Origin of the sequence: Paraburkholderia sp. RL17-373-BIF-A, from assembly GCF_046030175.1 — a bacterium.
Classification (GTDB): domain Bacteria; phylum Pseudomonadota; class Gammaproteobacteria; order Burkholderiales; family Burkholderiaceae; genus Paraburkholderia.
Genome location: NZ_JARESO010000072.1, coordinates 24,039 through 35,132 on the forward strand (window position 1 = coordinate 24,039; position 11,094 = coordinate 35,132).

At 59.9% G+C, this 11,094-nt stretch carries 9 protein-coding genes and 7 pseudogenes; 10 read left to right on the forward strand and 6 right to left on the reverse strand.

The genetic code is table 11. From position 1 onward, the window contains the following. Positions 1–280: 280 nt before the first annotated feature. From P0D80_RS42805 to P0D80_RS42820, 4 genes and pseudogenes are all read left to right on the forward strand, one after another. A pseudogene (locus tag P0D80_RS42805) lies at positions 281–503 on the forward strand (HU family DNA-binding protein); the annotation flags it as partial. A gap of 118 nt (positions 504–621) precedes the next feature. Continuing rightward, positions 622–813, forward strand: a pseudogene (locus P0D80_RS42810) (hypothetical protein); the annotation flags it as partial. 96 nt (positions 814–909) lie between these two features. After that, positions 910–1,115 (forward strand): annotated as a pseudogene (locus P0D80_RS42815) (type II toxin-antitoxin system VapB family antitoxin). Positions 1,116–1,272: 157 nt separating this feature from the next. Then, on the forward strand, positions 1,273–1,482 hold the full coding sequence (locus P0D80_RS42820; protein WP_408292904.1) for a DUF2934 domain-containing protein: 210 nt from the start codon (positions 1,273–1,275) through the stop codon (positions 1,480–1,482). A gap of 72 nt (positions 1,483–1,554) precedes the next feature. On the opposite strand, the pseudogene P0D80_RS42825 reads toward P0D80_RS42820, so the two are convergent. Then, a pseudogene (locus tag P0D80_RS42825) lies at positions 1,555–2,035 on the reverse strand (DUF4142 domain-containing protein); the annotation flags it as partial. A gap of 616 nt (positions 2,036–2,651) precedes the next feature. Between P0D80_RS42825 and P0D80_RS42830 the strand changes: the two are divergent. Continuing rightward, positions 2,652–3,548, forward strand: a complete 897-nt coding sequence (locus P0D80_RS42830) for a manganese catalase family protein (RefSeq protein WP_408292907.1) — start codon at positions 2,652–2,654, stop codon at positions 3,546–3,548. 477 nt (positions 3,549–4,025) lie between these two features. Here P0D80_RS42830 and P0D80_RS42835 read toward each other — a convergent pair whose 3' ends face one another. The 4 genes from P0D80_RS42835 to P0D80_RS42850 all read right to left on the reverse strand — a co-directional run bounded on the left by P0D80_RS42835 (position 4,026) and on the right by P0D80_RS42850 (position 7,981). Continuing rightward, positions 4,026–5,588, reverse strand: coding sequence for a PAS domain-containing sensor histidine kinase (locus tag P0D80_RS42835; protein WP_408292910.1), 1,563 nt, complete (start codon positions 5,586–5,588; stop codon positions 4,026–4,028). Between the two features lie 102 nt (positions 5,589–5,690). Then, entirely contained in the window at positions 5,691–6,047 is a 357-nt protein-coding gene (locus P0D80_RS42840; protein ID WP_408292913.1) for a response regulator, read from the reverse strand. A gap of 104 nt (positions 6,048–6,151) precedes the next feature. Next, positions 6,152–6,517 carry a response regulator gene (locus tag P0D80_RS42845; RefSeq protein WP_408292916.1) on the reverse strand — a complete coding sequence of 122 codons (366 nt, stop codon included), beginning with the start codon at positions 6,515–6,517 and terminating at the stop codon, positions 6,152–6,154. Between the two features lie 15 nt (positions 6,518–6,532). Continuing rightward, positions 6,533–7,981: an RAD55 family ATPase gene (locus P0D80_RS42850; protein ID WP_408292919.1), complete on the reverse strand. Its 1,449-nt coding sequence runs from the start codon at positions 7,979–7,981 to the stop codon at positions 6,533–6,535. Positions 7,982–8,344: 363 nt separating this feature from the next. Between P0D80_RS42850 and P0D80_RS42855 the strand changes: the two are divergent. From P0D80_RS42855 to P0D80_RS42870, 4 genes and pseudogenes are all read left to right on the forward strand, one after another. Next, positions 8,345–8,592, forward strand: a pseudogene (locus P0D80_RS42855) (transposase); the annotation flags it as partial. Positions 8,593–8,664: 72 nt separating this feature from the next. After that, positions 8,665–8,947: pseudogene (locus P0D80_RS42860) on the forward strand (ISKra4-like element ISBusp5 family transposase); the annotation flags it as partial. Between the two features lie 321 nt (positions 8,948–9,268). Continuing rightward, a complete protein-coding gene (locus tag P0D80_RS42865) occupies positions 9,269–9,913 on the forward strand; it encodes an HD domain-containing protein (RefSeq protein ID WP_408292922.1) in 645 nt (214 codons plus the stop codon). 182 nt (positions 9,914–10,095) lie between these two features. Further along, a pseudogene (locus P0D80_RS42870) lies at positions 10,096–10,215 on the forward strand (LysR family transcriptional regulator); the annotation flags it as partial. Between the two features lie 55 nt (positions 10,216–10,270). On the opposite strand, the gene P0D80_RS42875 reads toward P0D80_RS42870, so the two are convergent. Further along, positions 10,271–10,669 carry a hypothetical protein gene (locus P0D80_RS42875; RefSeq protein WP_408292931.1) on the reverse strand — a complete coding sequence of 133 codons (399 nt, stop codon included), beginning with the start codon at positions 10,667–10,669 and terminating at the stop codon, positions 10,271–10,273. Between P0D80_RS42875 and P0D80_RS42880 the strand changes: the two genes are divergently transcribed. Beyond that, positions 10,641–10,943 (forward strand): hypothetical protein, encoded by a 303-nt coding sequence (locus tag P0D80_RS42880; protein ID WP_408292925.1) that lies wholly within the window; start codon positions 10,641–10,643, stop codon positions 10,941–10,943. The two genes, P0D80_RS42875 and P0D80_RS42880, sit on opposite strands and share 29 nt — an antisense overlap. The last annotated feature ends 151 nt before the right edge of the window (positions 10,944–11,094 follow it).

An 11,094-nucleotide genomic window follows, 5' to 3' on the forward strand; every position in this document is an offset into this window, starting at 1 on the left:
CCATCAGGGGGCGGAGAGTCGGCGACCAGCGAACTCGATGGCCTTTTAACCCTGTCCAACGGGCCAGGGAGCCTGCAGGACTGACCCATAGCTGTTGACCTTGACCGGAGCGGCGACCAGCTTTGCACGTGTACAGTTCGCCCGGCGTTCGCCACGCCAGCATGCCGGATTCGGCCCGGGGGCACAGACGCCGGGGTGTGGCAGAGCAGTGGCCGCCGTTGCATGAAGGCCCGCCGAGAGCCAGGGTGACGGGATTTCCACTCGCTCAACGGGTTAAACCATGAACAAGCAGGAACTAGTGGACGCGGTCGCGGCGAAGACGGGCGGCAACAAGGCCGCCACGGGAGAGGCGATCGACACGGTGATCTCGGCGATCACCGGTGAACTGACGAAGGGCAAGACGGTGCAGTTGATTGGCTTCGGCTCGTTTTCCACCGGTGCGCGTCGCCACGACCGTCGAGTTTTCGGCGGGCAAGGCGTTCAAGGATGCGGTTAACGGCGCACGATTGCGATCAGGTCGGGCGGATTATCGGCGCCAGTTCCGATGTCAGAATGCCTTCTGGCCAGGACGTCGCCCATGACATTGACCACGACGTCGACGCTCCACGGAGACCAGGGCGAATGGTTCGAGTCAAACCCGGCGCCGGAATCGAAATTTCTGCTCTCACTGCGACGACGGCCAGCTGGCGCGGCCGTCGCGAAGCCAGCAAAGGTGACCGCGTGAGGCTTGAATGGTCCGATTTCGCAATAGAGGATCGCGACGCGATTTTTGATTATGTCGAAGAGGACAGTCCATACGCGGCCGTCGTCCTGGATGATCGGATTCGTGAGCAAGTCAGGCAGCTGCTGCAGTTTCCCGAGACTGGCCGTCTGGGATGCATCGAAGGTAGTATCAAAAGGGGGATCAACATGCGAACCACCGTTACGATCGACGATAATCTTTACGAGCGTGCGCTTGAGCTCGCTGAGCCCGACATGGATAAGGCTGATCAGTTTCGGGTGGCGATGCAGACATCCGTTCGGGTTCAGGCGGGAAAACGTCTTGCAGCCCTCGGGTGTACCATGCCCGATATGCGCGACATCCGCGGCGCCACTCGGAACCATCGACTCAATGAGCGTCCTGATCTATACATCCGAATCGGTAGGATCGCCAGGCTCTCGGGTTCAGCGATAACACGGATTGGCAGCCGTACACATCGCAGTGGTCGAACTGCCATTGTCACAACGACGATCTATAGTTGACACCAACGGGCTACGACCGAGGAGTTGTGCATGCACACAGCGACGGTTGAGGAGCGCATCCGGGCCAAAGCGTATGAGCTCTGGCAGGACGACGGCAGCATGGAAGGATGTGCGGACGAGTACTGGCGGAGGGCGAGAAGTCTAGTCGAAGCCGAACTCGCGGATGAACAGCGTTCGCAGGGACTCGTCGATGGCGCGGCGGATGGGAAGGGGCGGGACGGCGCGGCGGACGACTGCTAGTCCCCCGCAAAAAGCTGTGAGCCGCGAGGCAGTGTCAGACCGCGCTTCTGCACGCGCAACGGAAAACGGCCGTTACTGGACGACACCTTTCTTCGAAGCGAGCTGTTGCGCCATCTGATAGTGCTCCTTGATCGTGGGCAACGCTGTCTGTGCAGCCTTCGCCAGCTCGGCATTCTGGCCATCTGAGGCTTCTTTCTCAAAAGCCGGGATAGCCTGCTGGTGCCCTTCGAGGCCAACCTTTGTTATGTAGGCTATGTCAAAGTCGGCACCCTTGAGCGGTCTAAGCGAGTCGAGGACTGCGGTGTCTGAATTGTCCTTGGGCACCGCGACGCCATGAGGTGCCGCCATTTTCAGCTGAACGGTCAGCTTCGTGTGGTCGAGGATCATGTGACGCGCGAACGACTTCACATCCTTGCCGCTGTAATTGCTGGTCGCAGGTTTCGATGCGTCGATCTCGGTCGCCAATGGGCATGGACGCGGCCTGAACAAAGTGTTTGTCGACCTGTACCAGCGGGTTGGCTGCGGTCGTCGAGGCGGCCTGTGTCTGCGCAGTCCCACCTGCCTATACAAGGTTGATTCCTGCGCAAAGGGCGCCGATCATCATCATTTCTTTCACGTTGATCTTCATTTTTTCTTCCGGATCAAGTAGTGAATTTGATGTTCGCCCGTGCACGGTACGGGGCATGGCGTGCGACAGGCAAGGCGCAACGCACGTGCCAAACCTCCGAGAAGCAAAAAGACGGCCCACGTTAGCGAGCCGCGTGCAACCGCTGTCCCTTGCGTCTGGGGACGTTCAGCAACGCGCAAGGCGCATGCCGCCTGGACGACTCTTCGGACAACTGCCACGCGGCACATTGCACGTTGCGGCCCGTTTCCGCCGTTCGGCGTCGGAAGCGAACGTGATGAGAAGTGAATTGAGCTTGTCCTGCGCTTCATCCTTCGGGCACGACGCATGCGAGACCGACGCTCGCAGGCCTATCACCGTTGCGTTCCTGCGCGCACGTCACGCCGGAGCGATCGCTCTGAGACCCGGGTCCGGGACATTCCGCATATGCGTTCGTCATCGGCCGCAGCCTTGTTTCCAACGACACCTAGCCCGTCCGATGTATTCCCCGCTCTGCAGGGGATTCGCTTCTGACGGAACCCACTTTATTTTTTGGAGAGATGCGATGTTTGTTCACAACAAGCGACTGCAGTACACCGTCCGTGTAGCGGCACCGAATCCGGGCCTTGCCAATCTCCTGCTCGAACAGTTTGGCGGTCCGCAGGGCGAACTGGCCGCCGCGTGCAGGTATTTTACCCAGGCGGTAAGCGAGGACGATCCGGGCCGGCGTGACATGCTGTTCGATATCGCGACCGAAGAACTCAGTCACCTGGAAATCATCGGCTCCATCGTTGCCATGCTAAACAAGGGCGCGAAAGGGCAACTGGCAGAAGGCGTGGAAAAAGAAGCGGAGCTCTATCGCTCGCTGACTGGAGGTGGTAACGACTCGCACACGACCGCGCTGCTCTACGGTGGCGGCCCCGCACTAACGAACTCGGCGGGCGTGCCCTGGACGGCGGCCTACATCGACACCATTGGCGAGCCCACAGCAGATCTGCGATCGAACATTGCTGCGGAAGCCCGTGCGAAGATCGTCTATGAACGGTTGATCAACGTGACCGATGATCCGGGTATCAAGGAAGCGCTCGGTTTTCTGATGACCCGCGAAATTGCGCATCAGAAGTCGTTTGAGAAAGCCCTGCACTCGATCCAGCCAAATTTCCCGCAAGGGAAATTGCCAGGCGTTCCTGAATTTACAAACGTGTATTACAACATGTCCGACGGCGATGACGCGCCGCGCGGTCCATGGAATGAAGGGCCGGGTTGGGACTTCGTCGAGCAGCCGCAGCCTGCGGTCGACGGGGGTGATGGCCTTGCCAGCGTCCAGGTCTCACAGGAAGATGTCGAAGTGTTGAGCGCGATGGCATCGAGAACGGCCTCTGCTACTGAGACAGATCCGGTGACCGGCGCCGACCTTGGCGCGGGGCAGGATGCGGCAGTCGCGAAGGAAGATCGCCCGTAGCTTCAGTCGGAATCGCCGGCGGCTTTTCGCCGGCGACAACAACCCCGACGAGGACCCGCTCCGGACACGCCGAGTGCCCGGGCCGACTCTCGCTTGACACCTGTCAGGGGTAGGCGACGTGTCGTTCCCGCGGCGAAGCGGCCCGACGCCGCCCATCAGGCACCGAGGTCTGACTTGCCCCCGGGGTGATCGCTAGGGTCGGGGCTCGTGTCCGGGTCTACGCCGTGGTGTTCCGGCACGTACGGACCTTCCTGTGGGTTGCCCCTTCCTTTCGGTACGAGCGTCTCGTCCGTATTGCCGTGCGGGCGCTTTTCGATCGTACCATCTTGCTTCTGGATGACGTCCCCGTCACCAAGGGCTCCGTAGCGTTGATCGGCGCGCTCACCGGGTCCGAAGGCTCAGGTTCAAAGCTCTCTCCTGGAGTATTTCCACTTCGCAGCAACGCCAGTGCCTGGCAGCCGAGGCGCTGCCGCGAACTCAGCGGCCGGTGGATGCCAGCGGAATCCTGACTGTGAAGATGGCCCCGCAACCCGGGCCGCCGCTCGCAACGGCGATAGATCCTCCGTGCAGGCTGACAATATGTTTTGCCAGCCACAGGCCGAGGCCTAGTCCGCCCACACGTCCGCTCGCTTGTGGCGCAATCTGCTCGAAGCGGTCAAATACTAGCGGTAGCGCGTCGGTTTCGATGCCGCGTCCTGTATCGCGTACAGACATTTCCGCGTAACCCTGCGCGGCCCTGACCGACACTTCGATTTCGCCGACGTCGGTGAATTTGACGGCGTTGGCCAGAAGGTTCCACATGACCTGTTTCATCCGGCTCTCGTCCGCCATGACAAGGCAGGGCGATATGTCTGGAGCATGCAATTGCAAACCTTTGTGCTGCGCGAGCTTGCGGACATCCTCGGCGACCATCGTGGCCAGTGCACCGAGGTCGACGGGCTGGAGATTCACCGAGAGCTTGCCGGTCGCAATTGCGCCGCTATCGAGCAGATCGTCGACCATGTGCGACAACTGTCTGCCGTTGCGGCGGATGGCTTCGCCGGCTCGAGCAACGTGCGATGGGTCCATGGCAAGTTGCAGCAACTCCGCCCAGGAAACGACAGCGTTAAGCGGTGATCGAAGCTCGTGGCTTACCGCGGCGATGAACTGATCCGTCGTGCGCGCCAGCATCTCGCTGCGCTCGCGCGCGGACCGCTCCGCGGTTGCAAGAGCGTCAAGCTCAAGCTCGCGTTGCTTGCGCGAGGTCAGGTCGTGCGTAATACCAGCCACGGATTGCATGGTTCCGTCGCTATTGAACCTGCCGATGCCGCGTAGGAGGATCCAGTGACATCCGTCCGGCGACTTCCGTTCAAGCTCGAAGGGACGTCCGCTTTCAGGCGCAGCCGGATTTGCTGCGATATCGGCCGGCAGGCCGCCCAGCAGCCATTCGCTGCTGACGTCCGCGGATTGCGCTACGCCGAAATGACGCAGACACTGCTCACTACACCGGATGCCGCCTGTCGGAGCTTCCATTTCCCAGACGCCGACGCCCACGAGCGCGAGCATCTCGCCGAGCTGGGTGACGGGACTGTCGTACCGGGTTTGTGGCTGTCCATCGGGTGAGGATTGCCGCCGGATGTTCGGCCGCATCATTGTCCCTTCGTTCGCCGGTTCCTCGCTGGCGAGTCCGCGCGCCGTGACGTCGTCATAGCGCAACGCAACGAGCGCCGGTTCGCACTCTGTTGCTGGGATGAACGAAGCGAACACCTGCCAGTAGCGCGGCCGCCGACAGGTATCGCCTTCCGCACTCGCCCTGCTTTCGAGGAGGACCAACGGTGACAGGCGATTCTGCCCCGCGCACAGACCGGTCGAAACTGAACGGATGAGTTCTTTATGCAGCGGGTCCAGTTCCGACCGGTGCGCCGCTACGCCGTGTGAATCATCGGCGTCTGCGCCAAATCGTGCGCGCCACGCGCCGTTCGCCGCAACGGGCGCGAGTTGGCAGTCGAGCAGAAGGTAGGGTTCGGCGAGACGCTCGAACACACCAGCGTCTGGCATCATCAAACTCCCCGTGGCGGCGCCGGCGCGCGAGCGACACTTTGGCATGTCTGCCGGATGCGACTGATATGCGGCGGAATGTGCGGTATGAGATGCATATCCCTGTCAACCCCGGATCAGGTTTTCAATGGTTGCGAGGAAAACTTCCAGCCGTGCCGGCTTCCGGAGAACCGAGTCCCATAACCTCTCGACGACGGGCGTACCGACATGCGCCGAGGTATGTAACACGATTGGAATGTGTGCCCATTGAGGTCTTTGTCGAATGGTCCGGCATAGATCCTCTCCATTCATGCCGGGCATCATCAGATCGGTGATGACGAGCTCAGGCGCCTGGCGCTTCATATGTCCGAGTGCCTCCTGCCCGTCGCGCGCCCGCTCGACGTCGTAGCCGACGTACTCGAGCGCGAAACTCCACGCTTCGAGCAACTCGGGTTCGTCATCAACAAGAAGGATACGCGTCATGGATCGCTCGAAGCCAATGCGGTAAACAGGATCCAGAGCCCTCCGCAACGTCACATGAGCCAAGACCCATTCGCAACCATTGCTGACGACCGCCACCGACCGGATCATCCCGTTGCGTCGATATTCTCGTTGACGAGGTTGATCAGCCGGGCCGGCGGATAGGGCTTCCGAAGTATCGCCGTGAACAGGTGCAGTTCGTGCTGCGCAACCGGATCGGCGACTGAGCTGCACAGGATGATCGGCAAGTGACTGAACTTAGCACTTTCCCGCAACGTTTGAGCAAGCTGCAGACCCGGCATAACCGGCATCATGAGGTCGGTGATGATGAGCGCGGGCCGCACCTCGTCGATGACCTTAAGTGCCTGCCTGCCATTGCTGGCGACATGGACGGCGTGTCCTTCGCATTCCAGCAGGAACGTCAGGAAATCGGTGACCAGCGATTCGTCGTCGGCGACAACCAGGGTAGCCATTTGCTCGGCCCGCGCCTACCGGCCGTCCGCCTTGCGCCCGGTCACCGAGCCGGTGGCCGCGCCCGGCATTACGCCAGTCACATGCAGGCCGACTCCGGACCCTGCGATGGCAACTTCTGCAACCGACGTGTCGAATTGGCTGTCCCTAACCTTCAGAACCGAAAGGGTGCGACGCAGCGTGCCGTCCATCATCGCATGCTGCATGCCAATTACGTTATCGATCTGGCTCAGGATTTCGGGCGACGGATTGGTAACCCAAGGCCCGGACAATTCCTTGACTTCCCAGGTGCAGACCGTTGTCACTCCCATGCTGCGCAGTTCGTTGGTCAGCGCGGCAAAAAACTCGACCATGCGATGCGATTCGACCGTGGCGCGCTCGAAACCGGCCAGCCCATCGATGAATAGCCTGTGGGCGCGCGTCTCGCGAACGGCGGCCAGCAGGTCGTAGGCAAGCTTGTCGAGCAGGTTTTCTGTGAGCGGGCGCCAGAGAACTCTCAGCGCGTTCGATTGAATCAGTCCCGCCACGTCGATATCCAGCGCCGCGGCTTTCGCGGACAGACGCTCAGGCGTCTCGTAGAAGCCGAAATGAACGGCCGGAAGCTCGGGTGTGGCAAGCCGCAAAAACCCGATACCGAAGGTCGTCTTGCCACTGCCTGCCGGCCCGACGATCGCGGATACCGAAGTGCCCGGCAGCCCGCCGTTCAGGCGTTCATCGAGCCCGTCCGTGCCCGTGCTGAGCGTTCCCGCGCTCGGTTGGTCCGGGCCCGATGGTGTGGCAAGGGACGCTTCCAGTCGAGGGTAGACGTCAATGCCGCGACGGCTGATTTCGAAAAGGTGCATGCCACCCAAGGCATTGCTGCCGCGCGACTTCGCGACGCGTATCCGGCGCACTGTGCGCGGCGCAAAAAGGCTTTCTTCGAGCTGCAGCACCCCGTCAACCATCGTGTGTTCCGGACTGGACTCGTCGATGCGGGCGCTCGTCAGGAAAAGCACGGTGCAGCCCGTGAATGCCGCATGCCCCTGCAGCTCCGCGACAAAGGTCTTTACATCAAGGTTGGTTTGGCCGATCTCGCGCGCATTCAGTAGTCCGTCCAGCACGAGCATGCTTGCATTCAGTCGTGCAAGCTCGCCGCGCAACATCGCGACGAGGGCAGGGAGGCCGTCGTCGCGCAGGGTGCGAAAAAGACTGAGGTAAGTCAGTTCCTTCCCGATACGCGTGGAGTCGTAGAACTCGAGCGTTGAGAGCGACTGGAACAGCCGGTCATGGGATTCCGCCAGCAGCGTGACGTAGAGGACCTTGCGTCCTTCCCTGGCCTGGGCGAACGCGATCTGGTTGGCCAGAATCGTCTTTCCCGCCCCGGGGCGTCCCTGGAATATGTAGGACGATCCTGCGACCAGCCCACCGCCGCAGATTTCGTCGAGTCCGGGAACGTCGCTCGATAGCCGCGAAAGCGTCTTGTCCATTGCCTGAATCCGTGAATAGGAAGGTTTGCGCCGACCGGCTGGGCAGATGCCGGCCGCCAGCGGTGCGGGGGCACGTTCGACGTGCCGACAGTATCCAAACGGAAGTCTACCTGAATCCATAGGCAGCAAAGTATGTCGCCGGGTGATCAGGGCACGCCGGCTATCTGGCCCATCTGAGGTATCTCGCAATCCGGCGACCGGATTTTTCGCGAACGACGGTCGAAACGGCATCAAGCCGCCACAGGATTTCACTTGAATGATACGAACGCCCCCACCCGCGGCATAGATTCGATGTGAGCGACCGATGATTGGTTGTGCCGAGATTGCAAACGAATTTGAGAAGTGGTTGATCATCCTGATCTAGCAACAGCTGCAGTGCCAACAATGGATCAAGCCAACACCTTTAAGTCCGGTCGCCAGTTCGCAGCCTGGCTCGGACTTGTGCCGGGGCAGACCGGTTCCGGCGGAACGATCAAGCTACAAGGAATCAGTAAGCGAGGGATATGTATCGGCGACGCCCATTAAACGTTGTGATCGTCGCGATGGCTAACAAGCTTTCGCGAACAATATTGGCGATGTCGGCTGATCAACGGCCGTACAGGCCGCACTATGCAAGCGCGAAGCAAGCCTGTTTTCAGTGTTTACGGAAGGATCATTGTCTCAAGGGATGGAACGTCAAAAGAGCGCGGAGCCTGGCCGGGGTCGCCAACGACCTCCAATACGACGGTGTGCGGATTCTCGATCGGGCGTCCATCGGACGGATGTTGCGGCCCGTCGATCAAGCTATCGCGCCTCTGGCATATGGGCGACTGGCGGACAGTAGATCAGCGTTCGAACTTTGGGAACTGAGTGTCCGCTTCCGCCATCCGTTCGGGCCGGAGACTCAGTGGCCTGGCAATAGTTCACAGCGGATCTGCTCACTTGCTTGATCTGTGCGAAAAGCGAGGTCCTGCAGCGAGAAGTAAATGGCAAAAATAGAATGCGAGCGCGGCGCGAATCCGGAAGGAGGCCGTATTTCTGATGGTAAATTCTGAATCTCCGTTCCTTGTACTGTTTGATGGCTCAAAACGAGCGTAGCCTTTCCGTAGCAAGACCGCCAATCGATTCCGATCTGAAGTCGCGCTGGTACGTAGCGGTTTGGAATTGAAATACGAAGTCGATTTGGCAGGCCTGCGCTTTTCTCCTAAAACTCGAGGCATGTCTTGCTCCAAGGATAACGATCAACCGAAGCGATGATCCGGCATCCATGAGACAAGCGACCTTGAACAAGATCAGGGAGATACAACTGTGTCAATTAATGGAACTTCCAGCATTCAGATCCCGGACACCAAATTGGCGCGCGAAGCGACCGAGCTGATTCGCGACACCGAAAGCGAACTGCTTTTCAGCCACTCTGCTCGTGTCTACTTTTGGGGCGCTCTACTTGGGCAACGAAGGGGTTTGGTCTTCGATCCGGAACTGCTGTATGTCGCCGCTATGTTCCACGACATTGGTCTGACGTCGATCTATGGTGAGAGCCAACTTCGCTTCGAAGTGGACGGCGCCAACGCCGCGCGTGATTTTCTGCGCAGCCATCACGTCACCGAAGCCGACATCGATAAGGTTTGGGCCGCAGTCGCTCTCCATACGACGCCTGGAATCCCAGAGCACATGCACCCTGAGATCGCCCTGGTACAGGCCGGCGCGGGGATGGATGTGGCAGGGCGGGGCTTTGAGCACTTCACAGACGAGCAACGTGCCGCAGTGATCTCCGCCTATCCGCGGCAATCCGATTTCGCCAACGAGATGATCGATGCCTTCTATCAAAGTATGAAGCATCGACCGGCCAGTACGTTCGGCACCTTCAACGACGACTTTCTCGCTCATAAAGACCCGAACTTTCAGCGAGTGAATTTATGTAGCGTCATCCTGAACTCGCTTTGGGAAGGCTGAGCTTTTTAGCTTCTTGCTTCCGATCACGCTCGCAGTGAGCATCGCCGAGGCATTTAGGGGAAGCTCTTTCCTCTGAGGACAGCCTACATAGAAAAGAGAGAATGCGTGTCACACAGAGCAACCTGCTATGGACCGGTGACACTCGCGCGAGAGTTGACGATGGTAATCTAGATTTGAATTGGATGCGGGTCCTTGACGCTATCCTCCGCGACCGCAACGTGCTTCGCGCAAGCGAAGCGATCAACCTCAGTCCGTCGGCAGTCAGTCACGCGCTACCACGACTGCGAGCATTCTTCAAATTCTTCAATAATGAGCTGTTTGTACGAACAGCCAACGGTATGGAGCCGACGGCGCGCGCTAGACATGGCACCACTCGGGAGAGATCGGCTCGTCACGATCGAGCGCGCGGTTGGCCCGAAGCAGTTCGACCCTGGTGGCACCGGCCGGCATTTCTGTATCGCCGCGACCGACTAACATGACCGGTGTCGTATTGTCCCAATTCTTCCGGGCCACGGCGATCGCTGCGCCGCGCGCAAGTGTCACGCTATTGCCGGTTAGCAGAATTGACTTGACTACGCAGATAGATGGGGTCGCATAGAGATTGCGCTTGGTTCGTTTTCGGACGTGCCGCCGCGGCTTCGCGAACAGACGCTGTGCGAAGAGCGCGACATGCTGGTTACCGCTACCGATCATCCATTCGCTGGCAGCAAGGTCGGCTTGGACCTGCTTGCCAGCCTGCCTTCTGGTGGTTTCCACCGGAGGTTCGGAGGGGTGGTCGCCTATCCGAGCGCGGATTGACCCGGCGTTTGGCAAGACCATCCTGAACAGCGACAACTCCGAGTCGGCCAATGCCGGAAGTCTCGAATACCGGCGCGGGTTGTGGCGCAATGTCGATGTGACGGCCTCATACATCCACGAAGGAGGGAAAATCCAGTCGCGCCGCGACGGTATTGCCGCGCAATTTTGGGCGACCCGCGCGCTCTTCGACGATGAACTTTCTTTTTGCCGTTGCCTGAAGGTAGATCGCTGACCTGGGAGCGGGGCAAAGATATGGCTGGCCATAAACGCTTCACCGTGGCGACTGACATCAAAGTCTACTGCTGTGGTGTGTCACGAACACAAGTGAGAGCTTGTGATGCTGTATCAAAGATGGGAGCAGGCCTCCCGAAGTCGGCTTGCAC

Excerpts from the sequence above, each read along its gene's own strand:
- P0D80_RS42845 (WP_408292916.1), bottom strand. The coding sequence starts at position 6,517 with ATGGCTACCCTGGTTGTCGCCGACGACGAATCGCTGGTCACCGATTTC.
- P0D80_RS42830 (WP_408292907.1), top strand. The coding sequence starts at position 2,652 with ATGTTTGTTCACAACAAGCGACTGCAGTACACCGTCCGTGTAGCGGCA.
- P0D80_RS42840 (WP_408292913.1), bottom strand. The coding sequence starts at position 6,047 with ATGACGCGTATCCTTCTTGTTGATGACGAACCCGAGTTGCTCGAAGCG.
- P0D80_RS42850 (WP_408292919.1), bottom strand. The coding sequence starts at position 7,981 with ATGGACAAGACGCTTTCGCGGCTATCGAGCGACGTTCCCGGACTCGAC.
- P0D80_RS42820 (WP_408292904.1), top strand. The coding sequence starts at position 1,273 with ATGCACACAGCGACGGTTGAGGAGCGCATCCGGGCCAAAGCGTATGAG.
- P0D80_RS42835 (WP_408292910.1), bottom strand. The coding sequence starts at position 5,588 with ATGATGCCAGACGCTGGTGTGTTCGAGCGTCTCGCCGAACCCTACCTT.